This is a genomic window from Novosphingobium sp. G106, assembly GCF_019075875.1.
Taxonomy (GTDB): domain Bacteria; phylum Pseudomonadota; class Alphaproteobacteria; order Sphingomonadales; family Sphingomonadaceae; genus Novosphingobium.
The window spans coordinates 684,289-709,709 of the sequence record NZ_JAHOOZ010000001.1 but is presented as its reverse complement, the minus strand read 5'-3'; the positions used below and the strand labels follow the sequence as shown (position 1 = coordinate 709,709).

General features: G+C 65.2%; 18 protein-coding genes and 1 pseudogene. 6 read left to right on the top strand and 13 right to left on the bottom strand.

Features of this window, described 5'->3' with window-relative positions; all coding sequences use genetic code 11:
• The first annotated feature begins 53 nt into the window (after positions 1 to 53).
• On the top strand, positions 54 to 545 hold the full coding sequence (locus KRR38_RS03285; RefSeq protein ID WP_217398595.1) for a MarR family winged helix-turn-helix transcriptional regulator: 492 nt from the start codon (positions 54 to 56) through the stop codon (positions 543 to 545).
• Positions 546 to 627: 82 nt separating this feature from the next.
• Here the strand turns inward: KRR38_RS03285 and KRR38_RS03280 are convergent, their stop codons facing one another.
• From KRR38_RS03280 to KRR38_RS37670, 5 genes are all read right to left on the bottom strand, one after another.
• Entirely contained in the window at positions 628 to 3,057 is a 2,430-nt protein-coding gene (locus tag KRR38_RS03280) for a TonB-dependent receptor (RefSeq protein WP_217398593.1), read from the bottom strand.
• Positions 3,058 to 3,224: 167 nt separating this feature from the next.
• The gene (locus tag KRR38_RS03275; RefSeq protein ID WP_217398591.1) at positions 3,225 to 4,613 is read right to left on the bottom strand and encodes a mannitol dehydrogenase family protein; all 1,389 of its coding nucleotides are present in this window, start codon (positions 4,611 to 4,613) and stop codon (positions 3,225 to 3,227) included.
• Entirely contained in the window at positions 4,610 to 6,025 is a 1,416-nt protein-coding gene (gene uxaC, locus KRR38_RS03270; protein ID WP_217398589.1) for a glucuronate isomerase, read from the bottom strand. The genes KRR38_RS03275 and uxaC overlap by 4 nt, the downstream gene beginning before the upstream one ends.
• 5 nt (positions 6,026 to 6,030) lie before the next feature.
• A complete protein-coding gene (locus KRR38_RS03265; protein WP_254514626.1) occupies positions 6,031 to 6,789 on the bottom strand; it encodes a FadR/GntR family transcriptional regulator in 759 nt (252 codons plus the stop codon).
• 53 nt (positions 6,790 to 6,842) lie between these two features.
• Positions 6,843 to 7,034 carry a hypothetical protein gene (locus tag KRR38_RS37670; RefSeq protein ID WP_375293479.1) on the bottom strand — a complete coding sequence of 64 codons (192 nt, stop codon included), beginning with the start codon at positions 7,032 to 7,034 and terminating at the stop codon, positions 6,843 to 6,845.
• On the opposite strand from KRR38_RS37670, the pseudogene manD reads away from it, so the two are divergent.
• Positions 6,948 to 8,094: pseudogene (gene manD, locus KRR38_RS03260) on the top strand (D-mannonate dehydratase ManD). The gene KRR38_RS37670 and the pseudogene manD sit on opposite strands and share 87 nt — an antisense overlap.
• Before the next feature lies 1 nt (position 8,095).
• On the top strand, positions 8,096 to 8,971 hold the full coding sequence (locus tag KRR38_RS03255; protein WP_217398585.1) for a sugar kinase: 876 nt from the start codon (positions 8,096 to 8,098) through the stop codon (positions 8,969 to 8,971).
• Here KRR38_RS03255 and KRR38_RS03250 read toward each other — a convergent pair.
• From KRR38_RS03250 to KRR38_RS03220, 7 genes are all read right to left on the bottom strand, one after another.
• Positions 8,934 to 10,196 carry an MFS transporter gene (locus KRR38_RS03250; protein WP_217398583.1) on the bottom strand — a complete coding sequence of 421 codons (1,263 nt, stop codon included), beginning with the start codon at positions 10,194 to 10,196 and terminating at the stop codon, positions 8,934 to 8,936. The two genes, KRR38_RS03255 and KRR38_RS03250, sit on opposite strands and share 38 nt — an antisense overlap.
• Complete coding sequence (locus KRR38_RS03245; protein ID WP_217398581.1) at positions 10,196 to 11,062, bottom strand: sugar phosphate isomerase/epimerase; 867 nt, start codon at positions 11,060 to 11,062, stop codon at positions 10,196 to 10,198. Before KRR38_RS03245 ends, KRR38_RS03250 begins: the two co-directional genes overlap by 1 nt.
• Positions 11,059 to 13,692 carry a glycoside hydrolase family 2 TIM barrel-domain containing protein gene (locus tag KRR38_RS03240; protein ID WP_254514625.1) on the bottom strand — a complete coding sequence of 878 codons (2,634 nt, stop codon included), beginning with the start codon at positions 13,690 to 13,692 and terminating at the stop codon, positions 11,059 to 11,061. The genes KRR38_RS03245 and KRR38_RS03240 overlap by 4 nt, the downstream gene beginning before the upstream one ends.
• 82 nt (positions 13,693 to 13,774) lie before the next feature.
• Positions 13,775 to 14,908, bottom strand: a complete 1,134-nt coding sequence (locus KRR38_RS03235; protein WP_217398579.1) for a ThuA domain-containing protein — start codon at positions 14,906 to 14,908, stop codon at positions 13,775 to 13,777.
• Positions 14,909 to 14,931: 23 nt separating this feature from the next.
• Positions 14,932 to 16,212 (bottom strand): MFS transporter, encoded by a 1,281-nt coding sequence (locus KRR38_RS03230; RefSeq protein ID WP_217398577.1) that lies wholly within the window; start codon positions 16,210 to 16,212, stop codon positions 14,932 to 14,934.
• Positions 16,213 to 16,364: 152 nt separating this feature from the next.
• Positions 16,365 to 18,509 (bottom strand): PKD domain-containing protein, encoded by a 2,145-nt coding sequence (locus KRR38_RS03225; RefSeq protein WP_217398575.1) that lies wholly within the window; start codon positions 18,507 to 18,509, stop codon positions 16,365 to 16,367.
• Between the two features lie 65 nt (positions 18,510 to 18,574).
• Positions 18,575 to 21,352 (bottom strand): TonB-dependent receptor domain-containing protein, encoded by a 2,778-nt coding sequence (locus KRR38_RS03220; protein WP_217398572.1) that lies wholly within the window; start codon positions 21,350 to 21,352, stop codon positions 18,575 to 18,577.
• 294 nt (positions 21,353 to 21,646) lie between these two features.
• Here KRR38_RS03220 and KRR38_RS03215 point away from each other — a divergent pair, with 294 nt between their 5' ends.
• Both KRR38_RS03215 and KRR38_RS03210 read left to right on the top strand, forming a co-directional pair.
• Complete coding sequence (locus tag KRR38_RS03215) at positions 21,647 to 21,889, top strand: helix-turn-helix domain-containing protein (protein ID WP_217398570.1); 243 nt, start codon at positions 21,647 to 21,649, stop codon at positions 21,887 to 21,889.
• Positions 21,886 to 22,818, top strand: a complete 933-nt coding sequence (locus KRR38_RS03210) for an ROK family protein (RefSeq protein WP_217398567.1) — start codon at positions 21,886 to 21,888, stop codon at positions 22,816 to 22,818. The genes KRR38_RS03215 and KRR38_RS03210 overlap by 4 nt, the downstream gene beginning before the upstream one ends.
• Here KRR38_RS03210 and KRR38_RS03205 read toward each other — a convergent pair.
• Positions 22,815 to 23,876: a LacI family DNA-binding transcriptional regulator gene (locus KRR38_RS03205; RefSeq protein WP_217398565.1), complete on the bottom strand. Its 1,062-nt coding sequence runs from the start codon at positions 23,874 to 23,876 to the stop codon at positions 22,815 to 22,817. The two genes, KRR38_RS03210 and KRR38_RS03205, sit on opposite strands and share 4 nt — an antisense overlap.
• A 97-nt stretch (positions 23,877 to 23,973) precedes the next feature.
• Here KRR38_RS03205 and xylB point away from each other — a divergent pair, with 97 nt between their 5' ends.
• Positions 23,974 to 25,416 carry a xylulokinase gene (gene xylB, locus KRR38_RS03200; RefSeq protein WP_217398563.1) on the top strand — a complete coding sequence of 481 codons (1,443 nt, stop codon included), beginning with the start codon at positions 23,974 to 23,976 and terminating at the stop codon, positions 25,414 to 25,416.
• Positions 25,417 to 25,421 lie beyond the last annotated feature (5 nt).

Below are 25,421 nucleotides of genomic sequence, written 5' to 3'. Positions count from 1 at the left end.
GCATGACCGACCCTAAAAGGACCGCGCCCCAGAACCTGCCCGAACGCGAGGCGGTGCTGGCCCGCGTCCGCTCCGAAGGCCTGAGTAAGCAACGGAAAGAAGCCAAGGGCAAACCGGATGAAGCGAGCTGGGAGCTCATGGGCCTCGTCTGCGAAGGCCTATCCTTCGCCTCCCGGCCGCTCGACGAGGCCAGCGAAAGCATAATCCGCAAATATGACCTCGGTCGACGCGGCGCCTTCATTCTCATCCTGCTGTCGCGCGGCCTGCGTTATCCACTGGAGCTCGCAACCGTCTTCCAGGTCGGGCGCAGCCTCATCACCGCCGAACTCAACCGCCTGACCGATGCCGGGCTCGTCGCCTCAGCCCCCGGCAAGACCGACGCCCGCCGCAGCGAACTGTCGCTGACCGAGACGGGAAAGCAGGCCGCCGAAGCGGTGCGCGAAGACATGATGCGGATCATCAGCCGCAATCTGCAGGGCTACTCGCGAGAGCAGATCGAGCTCTTCGCTCGGATGCTCGCCGATGTGAGGCGGAAAGCCGTCTAACACCGGAAGGGCGTATCGCCCCCTTCGCTTCGCGCAAAAAAGAGCCGGGCAAAAGCCCGGCTCTATCTTGTGTCGGGAGCGATCAGCGCGAGCCGAAGCGGACCGTGAGATTCAGGCCGAACTCGCGCGGCGGCGTGTAGAGCTTGACCGCGCGATAAGTGGTGACCCCCGTGCCGCCGACGACACCGGTGGCTCCGGCAACCTGATAGCTGACCGTCTGCGGCGTTGCGTCATTGATCAGCACCCGGCCGACATCGGTCAGGTTCTTCGCATAGACGCCGACGTCCCAGGTGCCGTCGTTGGACCGCAGGCCGGCATAGAGGTTGAGAATGCCGTAGGCCTTGACGTCATCGAAAGCATTGGCCGGATCGTTCTGCGAATTGCCGTAGTAGCTGAACAGACCGCGCAGATAGGCGCCGTTGTCCGCACCGATCGGCTGGACGTATTCTGACTGGACCGTCGCGTTGAACGGCGCGCCGACGCCGGCGCGGTAGTTCACAGTGCAGGTGGCGACCTGTTCGCCATTGTTGGCCGCCTGAATCTGCGCGAAAGTGGGAACGGTGCCGGACGCGTCGGGCTTGCCGTCCTTCGGCGCGTAGTCGTTACACGGAATGCGGCCGTTCTTGATCTTGCTCAGCGAGTAGGAAAGCGTAGCGCCGATGTTGAAATGATCGGTTGCCTTGAAGTCGATCTCGGCTTCGACGCCGTCGACCTTCGCCGGAACGCCGACCGCGATCGCCGGCCCCGCGGTGAACACGTTGGGCACCTGGACACCGTTCACCAGCCGGTTCGCCGCAATGAAAACGTTGCGCGACGAATAGGCGTAATTGTCGAAATTCTGGTGATAGGCCGTGACGTTCAGCCGCACGCGCTTGTCGAAGAATTCGGACTTGAAGCCGATTTCATAGGACTTCGACTTCTCGGGCTCGGGGAAATAGAACGACGACAGCAGCGGGCTGGGATTGACGATCTCGCGCAGGATCGTCGGGTTGGTGCTCGAACCCGGACGCCAGGAGCTGCCGGTCGAGGCATAGACCATGATGTCCGGCGTGACCCGATAGGTGATCGACGCCGAATAGATCGTGGTGTTGAGCTTGCGATCCTCGGCAGCGGCCGCCACCGGCGCGCCGGCGATGTTGAGGAAGCCGGTCGAGTGATATTTGATGTGACGCAGGCCCCCGGCAATCTCGAGCCGGTTGTCGAGGAGATGCGCGGTCACGTTGCCGAAGATCGACTTCTCGACCGAACCGCCGCCGCGCGTGATCGGCGTGTTGGCGATCGTCAGCAGCGTGGTCGGCGCAACGATACCGCGGAAGACCGGCGTCTGCTGGATCAGTGAAGTCGGGGAATCGAGCTTGTCGTAGAAATAGCCGGCGACATAGTCGAAGATCCCGGCGATCCGTTCGTCGTTCGAGAGCCGGATTTCGTGCGTGGTCTCCTTGCCGCGGGAATCGGTAGCCTGGTTCGCCGCCTGCAGGTTGGCCGGATAGCCCGTGCCATAGAAGCCGCCGGTGTCGCTCGGAACATTGGTCACGTAGTGCTGCTTGTTGACCGCACCGACGTAGTCGAGCTTCTGCCCGAGCTGACGAACCTGCGCGGACCAGTTGAAGATCTCGTAGTCCTGCCGGTAGACGGCCGGATTGAACATGGTCGAAAGGCGATCCTCGGCGCGGATCAACCTGGGCGACGCGGGTTGTGACGGATCGCGAACGTTCATCGATTCCGACTGATAGAAGCTTCGCGATTTACGGACGGTGCGGGTGTAGTTGCCGTTGAGCGAGAGGAAGTCGAACGGCTCGAAGCGGACCGAAACGCGGCCCGACTGGGTTTCCTGATGCGGCGTCAGCGAATTGTTGATGCTGCGAACCCGGTTTTCCTGGTTCTGATCCGTTACACCGGCGACGCGGATGGCGAGCTTGTCCTCGATGATCGGGACGTTGATCGCGCCGTTGAAGTTCCATCCGTGGATGTCGTTGACGAACCCGTTCAGATAGCCGCCCGCCTCGTTGAGGTTCGGCTTGCGGGTGGTGACGGTGATCGAGCCCGACGGGGAGGCGCGGCCGCGCAGCATACCTTGCGGGCCGCGCAGCACTTCGATCTGGCCGACGTCGTACATCGAGACGAAAAGCTGGCCGGCTGAAAGATGGGCCTCGTTCAGGTAGAACTCGACCGTGCCGTTGTTGCCGCTGGCGTTCACGTCGAAGGCGACGCCGCGCAACGTCACCTGGGCGCCGATGCCGTTCTGGCTCTGCCCGAGCTGCAAGCCCGGGACGAGCGCCGCGACGTCCTTGAATTCGCGGATGTTGAGCTTGTCGAGCGTCTCGGCCTGCACGGCGTTGACCACCAACGGCACGTCCTGCAGCGATTCCTCGCGGCGGCGGGCCGAGACGACGATGTCGGCGTCCGAAAGACCGACTTCTTCCGTATCCTTCGCCTGGTCCGCTGCGAACGCTGGTGTTGCGATGCTCACGAGGCTCACGCCCGCGAGCGCCAACATACGAATACCCTTCATCCGATCCCCCTGTTTCTGGCCGGTTCGCCTTGCCTGTGCCGCCCTGGATATGTGAGCGGTCACAAGATCAGACCATTTGGAATAATTGGTCGGACCGATCAAGAGGATTCGGGTCGATTAGCATCGCTAAGGCGATGGTGACGCAAGAAAGCAACACTGGCCCGCGATTACGCCCTCGTCGGTGCAGCGATCCGATCAATCACGAACTCTCGATCCGCCGGCGAAGGCCGCCACGCCGAGGCCATGAGGCCTCCTTCACCGAACAGCCTGTCAACGATGCCGCCGGCTCCTTCGCGTTGCCAAACCGCTCTCAGTTCATTGGCCATCGGATCGTCGACCATGCCGTTATCGCCGCGGACATGCCGAAGCCAGGCTGCCACGGCGGTGAGGATTGCCGGACACTGACGCGCTTCGCGCTGATGACAGGCCAGGGTCTCGAGCCATCGCTGCTTGATCTTCTGGCTGCCATCCATGGCGATCTGGCTCAGCTGGTGACGAAGCTGCGAATTGGCAAAACGCGCGAGCAGGGAGTCGGCATAGGCCTCGAGATCCTGGCCATCAGCCGGGCTCAGGCTCTCCGCGGCTTCCTGCCGCATCAGGCGCTCGATCAGGGGCCGGATCGCGGGATCGGCCACCGCCTCGTGCACGAAGGCATGTCCCTGCGCGAGCCCGAGATAGGCCAGCGCCGAATGCGCGCCATTGAGCATGCGCAGTTTGGCGGTTTCATAAGGCGCGACGTCCTGCACCAGTTCGACGCCCACTTTCTCCCAGGCTGGTCGGCCGGCCGCGAAGCGATCCTCGATCACCCATTGGCTGAACGGCTCGGTCACCACCGCCGCTGCATCGCGCAGGCCCAGGAAACGCTCGATCTGCATCAGATCGAGCGACGTGGTCGCAGGCACGATGCGGTCCACCATGGTCGAAGGAAAGCTGCACTCGGCCGCGATCCAGCCCCCCAGTTCGGCATCGTGGCACCCGCAATAGTCCTGGACCAGCCGAGCCAGTTGCGCGCCATTGCCGGCAAGATTGTCGCAGGACAGGATCGTCACCCCGCCGAGCTTCGCCTGGCGGCGGCGGCGGAGGCCGTCGATCAGGGCCGGGTAGATGCTTGCCGGTGCGGCCGCCCGAACCTGATCGAGCTTCCCGTCGGGCAAGCGACAATAGCCTTTCTCGGTGATCGTCAGGCTCACGATCCGGGTGGGCGAAGCGGCGATCAAGGCCGGCGCCTGCGGCCGGACACCGGTCGACGGCACGACGTTGCGGACCGATCCGATCAGGCGGTAGGCGGTCCCCTCACCCGACCGCTCGGCGACGGTGAAGAGGCCGTCCTGCGGGCACAACATGACGGCGGCATCGCGAGATCGGAAGGAAACCCCGGCGATCATCCAGTCGCGGCATCCCTGATCCATCGCAGCGTCGGTGTACCAGGCTTGGTGCGCCCGATGGAACGCGCCGATGCCCAGATGGACGATACCGACAGCCTGCTTTGCACGGTCGTAACCGAAGCGCGATACCGCGGGCGATAGCTGGTCGAGCGTCTCCTGGCTGAGCCTCACAGGCGATAGGCCTGCTTGACCAGGTCGTAGGCCAGGCCCCGCGCCAGCTCGGCCGCCTCCCAGTCCTCGATCCGATGCTCGGCGACCAGCTCGGCCAGGAATCCGCAATCGATCCGGCGCGCGACATCGTGGCGGGCGGGGATCGAAAGGAAGGCACGCGTGTCGTCGTTGAAGCCGACGGTATTGTAGAATCCCGCAGTCTCGGTGGTCATGCGGCGGAAGCGGCGCATGCCTTCGGGACTGTCGTGGAACCACCAGGCCGGACCGAGGCGCAGGCAGGGATAGTGCCCTGCCAGCGGCGCCAGCTCGCGCGCATAGGCACTTTCGTCGAGAGTGAAGAGGATCAGCCGGAAATCGCGCTCGTTGCCGAAGCGATCGAGCAGCGGCTTCAGCGCGTGGACGTAGTCGGTGCGCGTGGGAATGTCGGCGCCCTTGTCGCGCCCGAACTGCGCAAAAACCGCTGCGTTGTGGTTGCGGAACGAGCCCGGATGAAGCTGCATGACCAATCCGTCGGCAAGGCTCATCGCGGCCATCTCGGTCAGCATCTGCGCGCGAAACAGTTCTGCGTCGGCAGGGGTAAACTCACCGGCCGAGACCTTGCGGAACAGGGCTTCGGCTTCGCCCGGCGCCAGGTCGGCAGTCTGTGCCGTGGGATGGCCGTGATCGGTCGAAGTGGCGCCCATTTCGGCGAAATAGGCCCGGCGCTTGTGGTGCGCGGCGAGGTAGCCCCGCCAGGACAGACAATCCTCGCCGGTAAGCTCGGAAAAGCGCAGCAGATTGCCCCGGAATCCTTCGAATTCAGGATCGACCACTGGATCGGGACGGTAGGCGGTCACCACCCTGCCCTGCCAGCCGCCGGGCCTCCCGTTCTCGACCCGAATGGCCCGGTGATGATCGAGTGGATCTAGCGGGCTTTCGGTGGTCGCGATCACCTCGATGCCGTAGCGGTCGAACAGCGCGCGCGGGCGGAAAGCCTCGGTCGTCAAGGCCTCCGTGATCGCATCGTAGTAGTGATCGGAAGTCTCGGCATCGAGCCGCACCTCCAGGCCGAAAGCCTCGGCGAAAACCCAGTCGAGCCAGATACGCGAAGGCGTGCCGCGGAACAGGTGATAGCGCGCCGCGAACAGCCGCCAAGCTTGGCGCGGGTCGGCCCCGCTGTTGCCTATGCCTAGCGCTTCGAGTGGCACGCCCTGCGAATAGAGCATGCGGAAAACGTAGTGATCGGGGATGAGCAGCAGTTCGCTGGCATTGCCGAAAGGGGCGTTCTCGGCGAACCATGCCGGATCGGTGTGACCGTGCGGACTGACGATCGGCAGCCCTGCGACTTCGGCATGGAGCTCGCGCGCGATCGCGCGGATCTCGGGATCGGCCGGGAACAACCGATCCGGATAAAGCTTGAGACGGCGGGGCACGGCGCTCAGCGCGTCGCCTGGGCATAGCGTGCGCGCTTGGCGGCGACGGCGCGGCGCGCCTCCTGCACCGCCTTCTCTTCGGTTGCGAAAAGCAGGCTGTCGAGCACGGCGGCAAGGTGCGCGCGCATCGCGGCGCGCGCCGCCACTGGATCGCGCGCCTTAAGCGCGGCGACAACCGCGGTATGCTCCTCCACCACCGGCTTCACGTTGGCGGTACGCGCCTTTTCGTGCAGCAGCGCCGCCTCGGGCGAGGTATAGCGCAAGTTCCAGAGCTGCTCGATCGTCTCGGCCACGGCATTGTTGCGCGTCGCCCTGGCAATCGCGAGATGGAAGGCGTGATCGGCCGTATCGGTGCCCTTGGGGTCCTGGTTCTCACGCGCGATGTTGCGCACCAGCTCTTCGATCTCCTCGATTTCCTCATCGGTGATCTGCATCGCGGCCAGCGACGCGGCCTCGCCCTCGAACAGCAGCCGCGCCTCGGTCAGCTCGAAAGCGGTAATGTTGAAGCCGGGGATGTCACCCTTGCCGGGCAGCCGCAGCACATAGGCGCCCGAGCCGATCCGCACATCGACCAAGCCCTGGACTTCGAGGGCGATGATCGCTTCGCGCACGGTAGGCCGGCTCACGTTGTGCTGCTGGGCCAGTTCGCGCTCGGCCGGCAGGCGGCTCCCCACGGGATGTTGCCCGGCCGCCAGCTCTTCCAGGAGCTTGCGAGCGAGGTCCTGATAAAGTCGATCGCTCGACCTGGGGGCGTGATCCTGCATATTGCTTTCCATTGGCCTGACCAATATGGGCATGACATTCGGCATTGGCGGCGTCAAGCGCCAAGGCTCGCCGCGAACCGGAGTTTCTGCTGCCCATGAAGATCACTGCTGCCAGGGTCGTCGTCACCTGTCCGGGGCGCAATTTCGTCACGCTCAAGATCGAAACCGATCAGGGCGTCTACGGCATTGGCGATGCGACGCTGAACGGACGCGAGCTTTCGGTGGTCGCCTACCTCCAGGAACACGTTGCCCCCCTGCCTGATCGGCATGGACCCGCGACGGATCGAGGACATCTGGCAGTACCTCTATCGCGGCGCCTACTGGCGGCGCGGCCCCGTGACGATGCGCGCGATCGCCGCAGTCGACGTCGCGCTGTGGGACATCAAGGCCAAGATGGCAGGGATGCCGCTCTACCAGCTGCTTGGCGGCCGCAGCCGCGACAGCGTGATGGTCTACGGCCACGCCAACGGCAGCGACATCGCCGAGACCGTCGAGGCGGTCGGCCAGTACATCGACATGGGCTACAAGGCAATCCGCGCGCAGACAGGGGTGCCTGGGATCAAGGACGCCTACGGTGTCGGCCGCGGCAAGCTCTATTACGAGCCCGCCGATGCGGCGCTGCCCAGCGTCACCGGCTGGGACACGCGCAAGGCGCTGAACTATGTGCCCAAGCTGTTCGACAAGCTGCGCGAAACCTACGGCTTCGACCATCACCTGCTGCACGACGGCCACCACCGCTACACGCCGCAGGAAGCCGCCAACCTCGGCAAGATGCTCGAGCCCTACCAACTGTTCTGGCTGGAGGACGCGACGCCCGCCGAGAACCAGGAAGCCTTCAAGCTAATCCGCCAGCACACGGTAACGCCGCTGGCCGTGGGCGAGATCTTCAACACGATCTGGGATGCCAAGGACCTGATCCAGAACCAGCTCGTCGACTATATCCGCTGCACGATCGTCGGCGCAGGCGGCGTGACGCACCTGCGCCGCATCGCCGACCTCGCCGCGCTCTACCAGATCCGCACCGGCTGCCACGGCGCGACCGATCTCTCGCCTGTCACCATGGGCACGGCGCTGCATTTCGATACCTGGGTGCCCAATTTCGGCATCCAGGAATACATGCGCCACTCGGAGGAGACCGACGCGGTCTTCCCGCACGACTACCGCTTCGAGGCAGGCGAGCTGTTCTGTGGTGAGACGCCGGGCCACGGCGTCGACATCGACGAGAAGCTTGCCGCCAAATATCCCTACAAGCCCGCCTACCTGCCGGTCGCCCGGCTTGAGGACGGGACGATGTGGAACTGGTGACATGGCCCGCATCGTCTGCGTCGGCGAAGGCATGCTCGAACTGTCGCGCCGGGGCGACGACTGGCAGCTCGGCTATGGCGGCGACACGCTCAACACCGCGATCCATCTGGTGCGGCTGGGCCATGACGTCGCCTACCTGACCGCGTTGGGCGCTGATCCGTTCAGCCAGGAGATGAAGGCCAAGTGGACAGCGGAGGGGCTCGATACTTCGCTGGTCCTGACCCATCCGACACGCCACGCCGGGCTCTACGCGATCGACACCGACGCGGCGGGCGAACGCAGCTTCACCTACTGGCGCGACACCAGCGCGGCGCGCGAAATGTTCGCGCTGGAGGGCAGCGAGGCGGCGAGCGCAGAGGCTTCTGAGGCGGATCTGCTCTACTTCTCGCTGATCACCCTGGCGATCCTGCCGCCCGAAGGACGCGACCACCTGCTCGCGCTGACCGAACGGGCGCGCAAAGTCGCCTTCGACGGCAACTACCGGCCCCGTCTTTGGGCAAGCCAGGAAGAGGCTCTCGCTACCCGCAATGCCGCGATCGCCGTTGCCGACATCGGCCTGCCGACGCTCGAAGACGAAACGGCACTGAGCAATGCGAACGATGCGTGCGAAGTGGCAGCCGATTGGCATCGTCTCGGATGCCGCGAAACCCTGGTCAAATTGGGCGCGGAAGGGGCGCTTCTACCTGATGGCAACGTCATCGAACCTGAGCGCGTTCTATCCCCGATCGACACCAGCGGCGCCGGCGATGCCTTCAACGCCGGCTATCTCTCCGCCCGCCTGAACGGCCTATCGATCGACGAGTCCGCCAGGGCCGGCCATGCGCTCGCCGGCTGGACGATCATGCGTCCCGGGGCGATTCCGCCGGCCGGGTCCTGAGCAGGCTCCAGAGCACGGCCGCCGCCAGCAGGTCGAGCGCCGCCAGCGCCACGAACAGCGGGTTATAACCGAACACGTCGGCGCTCCTGCCGATCGCGAAAGTAAACAGCATGCCGCCGATCCACGCCGCGCTGCCGGCCATGCCCGTCGCGGTCGCCACGGTCTGGCTGTCGAACAGGTCCGTGCCCAGAGTCACCAGCGCCCCGTTGAGCATCTGGTGTGCGAAGCCGCCGACACAGAACAGCGCGATGGCGGCGCCCGGCGATCCCGCGAGGCCGATACAGGCCGGCCCGATCATGCAGATCGCCCCCAAGGTCATCGTCACCTTGCGCGAGGTGACCAGTGAAGCGCCGCGCTTCATCAGCACCGGAGGCACCAACCCCGCCGCCAGCGAGCCGAAATCTGCCGCCAGGAACGGCAGCCAGGCCCAAAGCGCGATCGATTTGAGGTCGAGCTTCCACACCGCGACGAGATAGAGCGGGATGAAGAAGTTGAACGTCTGCCAGGCCGGTTCGGCAAGGAACCGCGGCACGGCGATGGCCCAGAAACCGCGCGATTTCAGCACGGCCGCGCGGGTCGCCGGCTTGCCGCCGAGATCGTCCTCCGCGCGGCCGGCTTCGATGTAGGTACGTTCCTCGGCCGACAGGCGCGGGTGCTGGGCCGGGCTGCGGAAACCGAACCACCAGAGCGCGGCCCAGACAAGGCTCAGCGCCCCGGTAATCAGGAAAGCCTCCTGCCAGCCCCACCAGAGGATGCAGAAAGCGACCAGCGGCGGCGCGACCATATTACCCAGGCTGGTGCCCATCTGGAAGGCGCTCGTCGCCAGCGGCCGCTCGCGCGGGGGAAACCATTCGGAGACGGTCTTCGCTCCGGCCGGAATCGCCGCCGCTTCGGTCGCGCCAAGCAGCCCGCGAAACAGCGCGAGACTCGGCCATCCGGTTGCGAAGGCATGGGCCATGTTGGCCAGCGCCCAGCCTACCGCGAAGAGGAAGAAACCGAGCCGGGTGCCGAGCGCATCGAGCACCGAGCCGGCCACGGTCTGCATCACCGTGTAGCTAGCCTGGAAAGCCAGCACGACCCAGCTGTACTGCTCGGTCGACATGTGGAATTCGGCCTGGAGCGTCGGCGCCGCCACCGACAGTGTCGAGCGCGCCAGGTAGTTCAGCACCGTCCCCAAGGTTACGAGGCCGATGATCCACCAGCGCAGGTGCTTGACCGGACGCATCAGCGATGTTCGCGGAAGAACCGCGCGCCGGCCGCTGCCGCAGCCAGTCCGTCGGGTGGCGAATCCACTTCGATATAGCCAACCGCCGTGGTCAGGCGGCGGATGCGCGGCAGCAGCGCAGCGTAGTCCATCTCGCCCGCGCCGATCACCACGGCATGATCGGTGGTGCTCTTGCCGAGCTGGCGGTCGATATCCTTCAAATGCATCGACGCCACCCGCGGCCCCAGCCGAGCGAGCAGGTCGAGCGGCGCGACGCCGCCGTACCAGGCCCAGGCGAGATCGAGCTCGATCGCTACATCGGTCGGCGATGTGCTCCGCAGGATGATGTCGAGCGGCGTTTCCCCGCCCTCGAGCGGTATCACGTCCCACCAGTGGTTATGATAGGCGAAAATCAGCCCGGCCGCGCGGCACTTGGCACCGAGCGCAACCAGTTCGGGCAGCCAGGCCTCGAACGACGCGCGCGTCGCCACGCCGAGCTGGCGCGAGATGAACGGCGGTGCCGCGCTCATCGCGATGACCTTGGCCCCGATCCCGGCCGCTTCGGCGATCAGCCGATCGTGGTCGGCGCGCACGGGCGGGAAGCGGACGACGCCGACTTCTAGACCGGCATCGCGCACCATCTTCGCCTTGTCCTGCGGCGAAGGTTCATTGCCGCCGCCATAGGACGCGAGGCGGAAGCCGAAATGGGTGTAGCCGAGCGCAGCCGCAGCTCTGAGCGTGCCGGCATAGTCGCGGTTCAGTTCCTTGAGGACGGTGATGTCGGCAAGGCCGAGCGGCGCCTTGCTCCGTCCGGCCACAGGCGCCGCCGATCCCAACAGCGCCAGCGCCGCGCCGCCGCGCAGAACCTCGCGGCGGCGCAGGCTCACTTGGTCACCTCGATCGCGGCGACCACGGCACGGCCGCCCTGCCCGGCGAAATCTAACCGCAGCACGCCGTCCTTCACCCTCACCGGGAAGCTGCGCGAAATGCCCTTGAGCGCGCCGCCGGCAGCTTCCTTCACGTTGAGCGCTTTCACCGCCACCGCGCCGTTCGCCGTAACCGTCATCGTCACCGGATCGGTCGCGGGGCGCGGCTCGAAGGTGTGGATCGTCACCGTCCATTTCCCGTTCGGCAAGGGCAAGGCATAGCTGAAGGCGTTACCCTCACGCCAATAGTCGTAGAGCGCCGGGTTCTGCGCCTGGACCTGGCGCGGCGGGCCGAGCCGCTGGCCGCCGAAGCCGCCCATGTTGAGCAACATGGGCGCGCCGCCGGTGACGAAGTTGTCCGAACCGAAGCGCTTGCCACCGACGACGTGACCGGCGATGTCGCCCGCCTCGACGAACAGGCCCTTTGCCGCATCCGGCCCGGTCCAGGTCGCGCGGTCGCTCGGCCCGGTCGACGCACTCACCACTGCTTCGTTCGGCCCCGCTCGCAAGGCGACATCAGGCCAGCGGCAGATGCGGTCTTCGCAGGCCACTTCGCCCAGCGCCTGCCCGTTGACCGTTAGGCTGGCGCGCGGGGCATTGCTGTAGGCCTTGACCTCCATCGTCGGATAGGCGCGCTCGGCATAGCGCGTGCCGGTGAGGTGGATCATCGGCTTATCGGTCCACTGCGCCTGGTAATAGTAGAAGGCGTCCTTCCTGATCTTGCGATCGGCGGTGACGAGCCCCTTGGTGTTGAGATCGACGCTGTCGCCCTCGTCGCGCAGGTCGCTGGCGAAGTCGAACATGTTCCACGCCCAGCTCGCGAAGATGAACTTGCGTTCGCGGATCGCGGGCCAGTTCTCCTCGTGGACGAAGCTCTCGAACTCTTCGGGCTGTGGGCGGCCCATGAAGTTGAGGAAGCCGGCCGTGATGTTGTCGCTGTGCTGGCTGGTGGCGCCACCAGCGCCGTATTCGGAAATCGAGATCGGCAGCATGGGATGCTTGGCATGGAACCGGTCCATCTGCGCGCCGAGCTGCGGGCGCGCCTTCAAGGGCTGCGGCATGTACCAGCCGAAATAACGGTTGTAGCCGATCAGGTCCGCCGTGCCCGCAAGCTGCTCGCCGGCGGTCTGCATCATGCCCAGATCCTCGCAGCAGTCGGCGAAAGTCGTCGGCCGCTTCGGATCCTCTTCCTTGGCCACCTTGGCGAGATGCTGGAGTAGCGCCAGCGGCTTGGGCGGATCGCCCTTGATGCCGAAACCCTTGGCCGAATCGACTTCGTTGCCGATCGACCACATCATGATCGAGGGGTGGTTGTAGTCCTGGCGGATCAACTCGCGCAGCTGCTCCTCGGCATTGGCCCAGAGCGCCGGCGAGCCCTGCCCGCCGCGCAACGAAGGCGTGGTGATGTAGGGCAACTCGGCCCAGACGACCATGCCGGCCCTGTCGGCTTCCTCGGTCCACTGGTCGGCGTGCTGGTAGTGCGCCTGACGGATCGTGTTGGCACCCATCTCGGCGATCATCGCCATGTCCTCGGCATGATCGGCCGCGGTCAGCGCCCAGCCCTTGTCGGGCCGGTCCTGGTGGCGCGAGACGCCGTGGAGCTTGAGGTACTGGCCGTTGAGGAAGAAGCCCTCGTTCGGATCGAAGCGGAAGGTGCGGATGCCGAGCGGCTGGGTGACGCGGTCGACCAGCCGCTTACCGTCCCAGACTTCCGCGGTGACCGAATAGAGATAGGGATCGGCGCGGCCGTTCCACAGGTGCGGCTTCAACACGTTGAGCGTCGGCACGGCCTGAGCCGTCGCGCCGGCCTTGACCGGTATGACCAGCGAGCGCGAAGAGACTTCCGCCCCGGCGGCGTCGGCGATCCTCGTCACGACCGTCAGCCTGCGCGGCCGGCTGCCGTTGTTGCGCAGCCGCGTGACGACCTCGACGAAAGCCTGGCCCTCGGTCACTTCGGAGGTCCGCGCATAGACGCCCGGGCCGCCGTGATCGAGCAGGTCGATCCCCACCTCGTCCGCGGTGACCAGCGAGACCTCGCGGTAGATGCCGCCATGCAGAAAGAAGTCGCCCGAGAGCGGGATCACGTCCTCGGTCGAACTGCCGACTGCAGGCTTGGAATTATCAGCGCGCACGACGATCAGGTTGGCGGCGCCGGGCCTCCACTGCGCGGTCACGTCGAAGCGGAAGCGCGCGAATGCGCCCTTGTGCTGGCCGATATGGACGCCGTTGACCCAGACGTCGGCGATCTTGCCGACCGCGGCGAAGTCCAGATACTGGCGCTGTCCCTTGGCCGCCGCCGGTGAGTCCACGGTGCGGCGATACCAGCCTATGCCCTGCTGGTTGTGCTGGCCCGAACGCGTCAGCGCATATTCGCCGATGCGGTTCCAGCTATGCGGGACCGAGACGCGTTCCCACCCGTTGTCGTCGAACCCGGGTGCCACAGGGCCATCGCCTTCGACGCCATATTGGAAGCTCCAGCCGTCGGCGAGCGGCAGGACAGAGCGGGCGGACTGCGCGGGCGCATGCACCGAAGTAGCGGGCGCCTGAGCAAGCACGGGGAGCAGCGGCGCGCAGACAAGCGCCGACGCCAAGAGAATATGCTTGCCCACAATGGCCCTCCCTCAAATTGGTCAGACCACCTATTCGGACAGGGCGAGTCCTGTCAATCCAATCTCAGCGCTTCGCCGGGCAGGCGTTCTTCCCCGACACCGCTGCCCAGTCGATTGCCGTCTCCAGCATCGCGACATAGTGCGGCTCCGAATAGGTCTCGGGGCGGTGGCCGATCGCGGAGTAGAACATGCGGCCCTTGCCGATGCAGTTGGTCCAGGCGATCGGGTGGTCGCCCATCCGCAAGTCGATGTTCATCATGCCGACGGGCTTGTAGGTGCTCTCGTCGAGCGTCGCGATCACCTTGGCGCCGGCGGCGCGGGGGTTGGTCTTGAACGAGTACCACTCGTCGTTCATCGTCCATTCGGCGGGCAACGTCTGCGAGATCGGATGGGTCTTGTCGACCACCACGCGCGCGTTCTGGAACTGCGGCGCCATCGGGTGCGCCAGGAACCGCGCGCCGAGCAGCTTGTCGGCGTACCAGTCCCAGAAATAGGCGGGATCGCCGGCCGAGCCGTGCACGCCGATGTAGGCCCCGCCCTGCTCAAGCCAGCCCTGGAAAGCGCGGCGCTGGGACAGGCTGAGCACGTCGCCGCTGATATTGTTCCAGATCACCGCGTCGAACCGGCGCAGCGTCGCCGGGTTGAACGCGCCGGCCTTGTCGGTGACCGCGATCGCCCAGCCCTTGCGCTCGGCCATGGCGAGAAAAGCGGCGTGGGCGGCATTGACCGAGGGCTCGTCCTTGAAGCCGTTGATCTTCTCGAACAACAGCAGGTGCGGCTTGCCTGCGGGCAGGTCGAAGCGCGGCACGTCGTTGTCGTAGCGGGCGCAGCGCGCGACCTTGTCGGCGGCAGTGACGGGCAGCGCGCGCAGTTCGGCGTCGATAGCCGGCAGTGCATCTGGCTTGATACCCGCCATTGCAGTGCCCTCCCGCGGAGTGATGATCGCCGCGAATGTCGGCGGCGTCGTGCCGGCGAAGCGCGGTGGCAGCTTGCTGAAGCGCTCCGGCGCAGCCTTGTCGAGCACGGCCTTGGCGGCGGGGCTCAGCATGATGTCGACCAACGGCGAATCGATCGAGAACGGCGCGTCGCGCAGAGGGCAATCCGTGACCGGTCGCGCCGAGGCATTGGCGGCAATGGCAGGCTGCGCGATTCCTGCGGTCAACGTAGCGGCCAGTACCAGGCCGGCTAATATCCTCATGCTATCTCTCCCTTTCGTGGCCGTCAGGCGCGCTCGGCCTCTATCTCTTCAAGGCTCTTGCCTTCGTTACGTGGCGCGCCGAGCCATCCTATGATAGCGCTAACTAGCAAGAACCCGACGAGTATCCAAGCCAGCATGTGAAAGCCCGTCGCGGTGAGCAGCGGCACGAAGAAGCTGAACACGCCCAGCCCGATCCGCACCACCGCGAAAGTCACGCCCTGCGCCGTACTGCGCAACAGCGTGGGGAACAGTTCGGCGCTCCAGAGCTGGAAGAACGATTGCGCTCCGAAGCCCATCGCCACGGCCATGACGACGACATGGACCGCGGCGACCGGCCCGGTCAGCGGCAGAACCGCCAGCAAGGTCATGCCGCCGACCTGCATCAGCGCCGAGACGAGGAACAGCGCACGCTGGTTCACCCGGTCCGACAGCTTCATGAAGACGAACCAGATCGACGCCATGCCGAGGGCGAAAGTCAGCGCCTGCAAGGCAACGCTCGCCTGCTGGCTCTGCCCGCCGACGGTGCGCAGGATATAGGGGAAGAAGAAGCCGTTGGTCCCGGCCCAGAGGTTCCAGAAGCCGTACATGCCGATGAGGAACAGCATGGACTTCAGGTACTTGGGCTGGAGCAGCTGGCGCCAGTCGGCCCTGGCAACATGATCCTCGGCCGCCTTCGCCGCTTCCCAGTAACGGGACTCGCGCATCCGCGACCGCGCCAGGGTCAATACCAGCGACAGGACCAACAGGTGCGCGAAGATCAGGCGGATGCCGAGCAGGCCGAAAGGCGCGAGCAGCAGCCCCAGCGTTAGCACGACGACCGGCCCCAGATACCAGAGCATCTGGGCGATGCCGCTATACCGCGCCCGCTCGCGCTGGGGCGCCAGCTCGGCGATCAGCGACCACGAAGCCGGGATATCTGCGCCCACCGCGAGGCCGACGAGGACGAAGCCCAGCACGATCATCCACGGCGCAACGGCGAAAGTCAGCCAGCCCATGCCGAAGGCGTAGAACAGCATGTCGTACTGGTAGATGCGCTTGCGCCCGAACCGGTCGCAGAGCACGCCGCCGATCAGCGCGCCGACGCCAGCCGAGATCGCATTGGCGCTGAACGCGCCGATCAGGCCGATCATCGTCGGGCTCATCGCATAGAGCTCGGCCCACAAGGCCAGGGCCGCTGAGCCAGCGACGATCGACCCCGCGTCGATGTAGTTCGCGAGGCCCGCGAGGATGGAATCGCGCATCGGCGATCCGGTCTTGGCGGGCTCGGTCTCGACGACCCCGGCCAGGGCAACGGCTTCCTGCATCCATCATCCCGATTTGATCTTTTAAGATCGTTTTTGGTTGAATTAGATCGTTAGCTCGAAGCCAGGCCGTACGCAACCGGCGTAATGACGCTATGTCGCGCTTATTGGTGGGCTTGGTGCAACTGGTCGGCAAGCAGGTGTCGCATTGGCCGTCACTTCACGATGACACGAACGCGGTCCAGATTGCGGATGCGCGTATAGGGTGTCGCGCGGTCGCCTTGCCGTTGCGACACGCCGCGCAGCCCCGTAAAATAGGTGCCCGGCTTGTCGAAGCGATGCGTGATGATGACCGTCGCCCGCTTTGCGCCGCGCGGCACTGCCGAGGTCTCGGCAAAGTTGCCCGTCCCCTCGAAGTCCCACTCCGCCGCCACGACCGATCCCGCTCCCGGCGGCACGTCGATCGTGCCGGTGAACGACACCGCCTGCCCGGCAGCGACCTCCACCTTGTCCGATCCGTTGACCCTGAGCGTCACCACCGGCTGAATTCCGCGCCGCTGCGCCGCGGTCGAGGCAGGAACGACCTGCCCCTTGTCGATCCGGTAGACGCTCGAAGCCGGCGGCGCGACGCCCTTCTCCACCCAGGCCGCGAGGTCAATCAGCGCCTGCTGCAGGACGGGCACATAGGTGACGATCCGGCTCGCCGCCTCGCTGGTCGGCTCGTCGCCGTGCAGCGCGTGGTCGCTGTACCAGAGACGGAAGTTCTCGTCGGTCTTCGCGCCGAGATGGGCTTTCACCCGCTCGCGATACCAGTCGGCCTGCCAGGGCATCGCCTCGCGATCCCAGAGCGAAGCGGCGACGATCATCTTGCCCTCGAAAACGCCGGTCTGGAGCGATCCCGCGGTCGATTTGGTGAAGATCGGCCCCAGCAGCATCGGCCGCTGCGGATAGATCGGCGTGCCATCGGGCTTGCGGAACTGGTCCCAGACGGTGAATTCCGGTCCCGGTACCTGGTGGCGATGATAGGTCTCCATCGCCAGGAAGTTCGAATTGTCGACCGTAACCTCATCCCCGGCCTCGACCTGCGCCACGGCGGTCGGATCGGCGAAGCCCAGCAGCACGGAATCGCCGGAAAGATTGAGCAGCATCAGCCGCTTGCCCTTCGCCGCCCCGCTCGAGACGACGAGCTCGCCGCCGAGGAAATAGACCGGCGGCGGCGGAGTGTTCAGCCGGAAGCCGACGACCTTGTTCGCCTCATCGGGCGTTCCCTTGAAAGCGGTATCCACCCCGCCCCGGTTCTTCTGCTCGAAGGGATTGGTGCTGAGCCCCAGCCGGGCCGCTTCCGCCGCGGTGATCGGCGCGCCGACCGTCGTCTTGAACTGGATGCGATCCTTGGTGAAGTACTCGGGGTGGTCGTGGCCGAGATAGCCGGGCTTGGTCCAGAAATCGCTGAAATAGGTGGGATCGGCCATGGCGACGCCGCCATAGAGCGCGGCGAAGCCGTGCAGCCCCATGGTCTTGTAGCCGAACCAGCTCTTCATCGGGAAACCCATCTGCTCGATCTCGTGCAGGACCGAGGCTTCGTAGGGTGTAAGGCCGGCATAGGGATCGCCGCTGCCGCCGGGCTCTTCGGCATCGATGATCTGCGGGAACTTGTCGCGCAGCACGCGCAGCGCCTGCATGCGCACGGTGAACATGTTCGGGATCGCCATGGTCGAGCCGACCACATAGGGCACCACGCCGTCCCAGACGCCATGCGTGTTCTCGATCGAGCCTATCGTGCGGTAAGCGCCGCCGCTACCGCCATAGGCATAGCCATAGGGCCGCTTGCCGCCGTACATCTCGAGCGCAACCTTGCGCGAATAGGCCGCGGCCGCCGCGTTTGCCTTGTAGGCCGTGATCATCGGATCGGAGAGCGCCAGCGAACCCTTGGCGAGGTCGATCTTGCCGCCGCCGTTGGTCTCGACGAAATAGGCGCCGGCGGCGATCGACGAGCCGATCTTGTTGAACTCGCCCGCGGGCACCAGCTGGGCCAGGTTCTCGCTGTCCGGCGCCGGGGTGATGTGCTGGAAGAAGCGCCCCTGGTACTGCGCCTTGGGCGGGAAATAGAACGAGAACTTCGTATCGGTGCCCTTGAAACCGCCGTGGACGTACCGGTGACGGACCGGCGCATCGCGCCATTCGTCGATGTCGACATAGGGCTGGGCGAAATAGGGATCGCTATCCGGCGAATAGAGCGTCGGCGCGGACGTGGTGGCCGTGGCAGGCGCCGGATCGGCAGCCTGCACCGCCGGCGCGGCCAAGCCCACCGCCAAAGACAAAGCCAGCCCCTTTGCCAGCACGCGCGAGCGACGCAGCATCCTTACTTCTCCCGAAATATGCAGGGCCGCCATGCTCTTTACGACATGGCGGCCCGAGGCTTGATTTAGAACTTCTTCGACACGCCCAGAACGAACATGCGGCCCAGCGTGAAGCCGTTGGCATAGCCGTTGTCTGCGGGACCGGTGAGGAAGGAGACCGGCGGATCCTGATCGAACACGTTGTTGACGTTCAGCGTGAAGCTCAGGTCCTTGAACATCGTCGCATCGCTCTTCACTTCGTATTTGAAGAACAGGTTGAACACGTTGAACGCGCCGATGTGGTTCTGCACGGGTACGCTGGCGGTCGGCGTGATGTCATAGCCGCCGCTGTGGTTCCATGTGACCTGCGCGCGCAGACCACCGATGTTGATGCCCGTGCTGGCCTGCAGGAACAGCTTCGGCCCATCGTCCTTGGCCAACAGATCGACAACCGCCGCGGTGGGCGTGACCTGCGACTTGCGCTCCAACTGGTAGTTGACGTTCAGGGCAAAATCGACACCGCCGAAATTGGTCGCAGTCGCGTAGTTCACCGAACCGTCGAGACCGCCGACTTTCAGCGTGCCATAGTTGTTGGTGCGGAAATCCACGGTCTCATAGACGGTCCGCGTACCGATCAGCGGATCGATCACGGCATGGCCGTTGGGCGCCAGCGCGGCAAAAGCATTGAGCTGGGCTGCGCTGAGGCCCGCGACGTTCGTGGTGATGTTGCTGCCGAAGTTGGTAAAGATCTGCGAGTTCACTACCGGCGTCGAGAGGATGTCCTTGAAGATCACGCGATAGTAGCTGAGGCTCGTCTTGAGGCCAGGGACGAACGGCAGATCGGCATCGAAACCGACCGACCAGGTATCGGCCTTCTGCGGCTGAAGGTTGGGCGCAGAACCCTGGAGCGCGATCGTGTAGGATCCCGGTGCCGTGGTGTCGCCGGGCTTGGTGAAAGCGACGAACGGGAACGCATTGATCGTGTTCGCCAGCGATCCCAGCTGATCGAGCGGCGTAGGCGCGGTGAACGAAGTCCCCCAGTTGCCGCGCAGCGACAGCCAGTCGACCGGCTTGAAAGTGGCACCCAGCTTCGGATTGAAGGTGTGTCCGAAATCGCTGTAGTCGTCGTACCGGCCCGCGGCCGAGATCACGAGCGACGGCCCATTCCCGCCGATGATCGGCAGGTTGAGTTCGCCGAACACCGATTTGACGTTGCGGCCGTAGTTGACGAACGGGAAGCCGCTCAGTGCGCCGATGGCAATGTCGGTCTGGTACCGCTTGCTGAAGCCATCATGCATGTATTCAGCACCGATCGCCATCCGTACGTCGCCGCCCGGCAGCTCGAACAGCTTGCCGTCGGCTATCAGGCGCAGGTCGAGCAATTCGTCCTTGGCCTGGCCGGCGATCTCGTTGTTCATGATCGAGGCGATCACCGCGGGATTGGTCTGTGCGAGATTGAACGGATTGAACGCGGTCGCCGCGGTCGTGCCGGCGCCGGCAGCGTTGAGCCGCGTGGTATTGGCATCGATCAGCTCGAAGCCGGAATTGCTGCGGCTATAGTTGAACAGGCCGCGCACTTCCCAATTTTCGCCCAGCTTCTTGGTCAGCTCGGCATTGGCGCCCCATTCCTCGAGCAGCGTCTTCTGCTGCTTGCTGGCATTGCCCAGCAGCGGCGAAAAACTGAAATCGACTGTTTCGCTCGCATTGCAGATAGCGAACGGGATCTGCGGACTGCAGACCGCACCCGGCCCGAGACGCGCGCCCGCCGGCGTTATGGCGAAGGGATTGCTCGTGCTCATGGTGATCGTACCGAGGCTCGGCGCGGTTCCGAGGGTAGAACGCCGGCTGAAGAAGGCGCGCGCCGTTATAGTAGTGGAATCGTCCAACTCCTGGTAGAGCCCGGCCATCACGCCGTGACGTTCCGCCGCGGGAACGATCGCCGTATTCGTCAACTCGTCACAGCTATTTGGCACGCCGGCCACAAGAGTCGCACCGGTTGCCCCTGGCTTGTAGGGATAGGTCGTCTGCGATTGCACACCGCCAGGAAGCGGGGGCGGCAGGCTGGTGGCGATATTGATGTTGGGCACCGCACACTGGGCGCTTCGGCCAGGATAGACGCCGTTGACCGGGGCGGCCGAGTAGTTCAGCCGGTGGATGAAATCGCGGTCGCCACCGAACAGCGGGCGGTTCTTGGTATAGGTGTAGGACACCCAGAGCGAGCCCGAACCCCAGTCCTTGCCCGCAGTCGCGCTGGCGTCCCACTGCCAGTAATCGTCCGCAATGCCGTAGTGGGCATCGACCTTGAGCCCATCGAACCGCTTGCGGGTGACGAAGTTGATCGTGCCCGCGACCGCGTCGCTGCCGTAAGTGGCCGAACCGCCCTCGGTCGCCACGTCGACGCGCTCGATCGCGCCGGTCGGAATGACGTCGGGATCAGTCGAAGCCTGCGAGACGCCGGCCGAAGCGATTCGATGCCCGTCGATCAGGATCAGCGTGCCCGAGCTCGACGCATTGTTGGGCGAGATCCTGCGGATGTTCGGGCGCGACACCTGGAACTGGTTCACCGCGATCGCGAGATCGGCCGCCGGAACGTTGTTGAAGTAGTTCGTGACCTGCGGGATCGTCGCCAACAACTCGTTCGAGGTGAGCGAGGCGGTTTCCTCGATCTTGGACTGCCCGATCGCGATGGTGTTTGAACCGACGGGGGCGATGCCACGGATCAGTGTGCCGGTGACGACAATCTCCTTGCCGTTCTCGTCGCCGGAACCTTCGTCCTGCGCCACAGCCAGCCCTGGCATCAAGGCGAGAGCGGAAATCCCCACGATCGTGGAAACACGAAACGCACGCGCAAACGAACTCGACATGATTGCCTCCCTGAAAATGCATCCTCTGAGCGGATCGCATCCGCCATCATTCTTGACTTAATTAGATCGAATATGATCGCTTTGTATTGATAGCGCTACCATAACCAAAACGCAACTGTCTCAGTTTTACCTTCGAGACGGCTTGCCGGGTGGTCTCGCTCCGCTCCCTCAAGCGGCTTGCAATCACCGGATAATTCGACCTGCTTCTGCTGTCAAATTTATTTTACCGTATAAAATAATACATGTGCCGCCTTGTTGGACGCGCCCAAGTCTGGAAGACAGGCGCGCATGCGAATGTCCGATCAAGCCTACAATCGTCTCTCGGTGCTCAAGGCGCTGCGGGCGGCCGAACCCGTTTCACGCACCGATCTGGCCGAGCTGTCGGGCTTGAACGGGGGCACGATCACCGCGATCGTCCGCGATCTGGTCGAGCGCGGCCTCGTGATCGAAGAGCGCGTACCCTCCCCCACCGCGGACGCCCGCGCGTCAATCTTCGGATCAATCCGGAAGGCGCTTTCGTCGCAGGCGCGACCATGAACGACGACGCCCACCTCATAACGGAAATCGTCGATCTGCGCGGAAAGCCCATAGGTCCGGCCCATGTCGCATCTTACATACCCACGTCAGATCCGGCGATGCTGGCAAAGCAGTTCGCCCAACTCATCGCGCAGGCCATCGCGGCCAGCCCCGTTGCGCGCGATCGCATTGCCCAGATCGGCATCGGCCTCCCCGCAATCGTTGAAAGCCGCGCTGGCATCATCAAGTTCTTCGAGACTTTCGGAGGATTGCCCTTCCCCTTCGCCCATGCGGTAGAGCGCGATCTGGGCATCCCGACGCGGGTGGACAACAACGTCAACCTGCTGGCGCGCGCTGAACACTGGTTTGGCGACGACGCCGGCGTCGACGATTTCACGCTTGTGCTGGTCGATCTCGGCCTCGGCGGCGCGCGTTACCAACAAGGCCAATTGCTCATCGGTAGCCACGGCGTCGAAGCCGAGATGGGCCACACCAAGGTTGTGCCCGAAGGCGGCAGGCGCTGTCACTGCGGTGCTGAGGGTTGCCTGCAGGCATATAGCTCGATGAGTGCCATTGTATTCCAGGCTGCCGAGTTGGCGGGCGAGGAGACCCCATCCCTGCCTTCTTTGCGCAGAAGGTTCGCCGAACTTGCCGAGCGGGCCATGGCCGGCGAAGCCGCAATACTCGCCCTGTTCGATCAGGCTGCGCGCTATCTCGGTCGCGCGATGGCCAACCACGTCAACATGCAGGACCCTGCGCGGATCGCGGTGCTCACCAAGAGTCCGGCGCTGATCGCACTCCTGTCCGACCCGTTTTTCGAGGCGTTGCATCGCGACACGCTGCCCGTGCTGCGCGATCCCGATCGCGTCACCTTCAAGATCATGAACGACACCAACTATGCCAGAGGCGCTGCGGCCATGGTGCTCGAGCAGATATATCTATCGCCCTAGGCCCGCTCCGCATCCGAGGCTCGGGCCACGAATTCAAAGTCCAGGCGCTCGTGGCGCACCGCCAGCCCCTCGCCCGATCGCCTGTTTTGCACGGCCTCGATCAGCAGACGTGTGCCGAGCCGAGCCATCTCCTGGATCGGCTGGCGGATCGTGGTGAGCTCGGGCCAGACGGTCGTCGCGATCGGCGTATCGTCGTAACCGACGATCGAGATGTCGCGCGGCACCTCCAACCGGTTGCGATGCGCGGCGGCTGACGCGGCCGCGGCCATGTCGTCGTTACTGGCGAATATCGCCGAAGGCCTCGGCTCCCGCGCGAGGAGGACTTCCGCCGCGGCAAGACCGCTACGGTAAGTGAAGTCGCCTTCGACAATAAGTTCCGGATCGGCAGCAATGCCGGCCTCTTCCAGCGCGCGTTCGTAGCCGCGGCGCCTCGAGTGACTGGCCGTCTGATTGGCATTCCCCGATATGAAACCGATGCGCCGGTGTCCGCGTCCGATCAGGTGGCGGGTCATGGCATGCGCCGCTCCTTCGTCGTCGATCGTCACAGCATGGGCAAAATCGACCGGGCGGCCAGTGGCGATCTGGACCATCGGCATGGCGCGCGCGCGCAAGGCTTCACACAGCGCATTGTCGTCGCAGAGCGGCGGAGGCAGCAGCACGGCGTCGATGCGGTGCGCCTTTAGCCGCGACACGAGCACCTCGGCGCTTTCGGAGCCGTCGCAGCGCTCGACCACCAATTGCGCGTCGGTGGCACTCGCCTCTTCCAGCGTGCCGACCAGGAACTCGCTGAGGTAGGCCGCGCTGGGATTGCTGTGGAGCAGGGCAATCCGGCATTGCCGACCGCCGGCAAGGCTGCGCGCCGCCGGATTGGGCACGTAGCCGAGCAAACGAACCGCATCACGGACCTTTTGGCGCGTCGCCTCGACGACGTTCGCCTCGCCGTTGATCACGCGCGAGACGGTCATCGAAGATACGCCGGCCGCACGTGCGACATCGGCGACGGTTGGTGCGCTCTGCGCCCGGCGCTTTCTCCGTGGAACCTTGGCAATCTCGTTCATCGCTTTTGCCTATGCGCCGGTCCGGCTCAAAGCAAGGGCTTGCGCTTGTGGTTATGTTAGCGCTATCTTTGCTTTCGCAGGGAGAGCGAAAGAATCGATGTTCCTCGGAATCGACGTGGGCACCTCGGGCGTGAAAGTCGTAGCGCTGGGCGACGACGGCGAACTGCACGAGCAGCGATCCGCGCCGCTCGCGGTGTCTCGGCCCCACCCTCTATGGTCGGAGCAGGAGCCGGACGATTGGTGGGCTGCCACCGAAGCGGCCGTGCTTGCCCTCCCCGCCGAGACGCGCGCGCAGGTTGCCGGCATCGGCCTCGCCGGCCAGATGCACGGCGCGACGCTGCTCGGCGATGACGACCGCCCCCTGCGACCTGCGATCCTGTGGAACGACGGTCGCAGCTTCGCAGAGTGCGGGGAACTGGAAGTGGCCGAACCTCGGCTGCGTGCGATCACGGGCAATATCGCCATGCCCGGCTTCACCGCACCGAAGCTGGCCTGGATCCGCAAGCACGAGCCGGCCCTGCTCGACAAGCTTCGCACGGTGCTGCTGCCCAAGGACTACGTCCGGCTGCGGATGACCGGCGACAAGGCCTCGGACATGGCCGACAGCGCCGGCACGCTCTGGCTCGATGTCGCGGCGCGCGAGTGGAGCGACGCGATGCTTGCGGCGAGCGGGCTGACGCGGGCGCAGATGCCGCGCCTGTTCGAAGGCAGCACCGTCACTGGCACACTGCGCCCCGACGCCGCCGCCGCCTGGGGCATGGCGCAGGTACCTGTCGCGGCGGGCGGCGGCGACAATGCTGCCGGCGCGGCCGGTGTCGGCGTGATCGGCGACGGCGATGCGCTGCTGTCGCTCGGCACATCGGGCGTGATTTTCGTCGCGACGCACGATTTCCGTCCGAATCCGGCGCGCGCAGTCCACGCCTTCTGCCACTGCCTGCCCGACATGTGGCACCAGATGGCGGTCCACCTGTCCGCCGCGGCCTGCATCGACTGGGCCGCTAGCATCACCGGGCTCGACGGCCCTGGCATGCTGTTTACCGAAGCCGAACGCGCCGGCGTGGCCGTGGGGCCGGAACTGTTCCTGCCTTACCTGTCGGGCGAGCGCACCCCGTACAATGACCCGCACGTGCGCGGCGCATTCCTGAAGCTCGACAACGAGACCGACAGAGGCCGCCTAGCCGCTGCCGTGCTTGAAGGCGTCGCGTTCGCCCATGCCGACGGCCTCGACGCCCTGCGCGAGGCAGGCACGCATATCGAGGAACTGGCCGTGATCGGCGGCGGCTCGCGCTCGCACCATTGGGGCAGAATCCTGGCCGCGGCACTCGGTGTCCGGCTCGTCTATCTCGAAGGCGGCGAGGTCGGCCCCGCGCTCGGCGCCGCGCGTCTCGCGCAGATCGCCGTCACTGGCGCCGCACCCGCGCAAGTCTGCGTCCGCCCGCCCGTCTCGCATGTCATCGAGCCCGACTCCGTGCTGGCCGAACGCCTCGCCCCCAAACTTACCCGATTCCGCGCGGCCTCTTCCGTCGTCCGCGCGCTCTGAAAGGA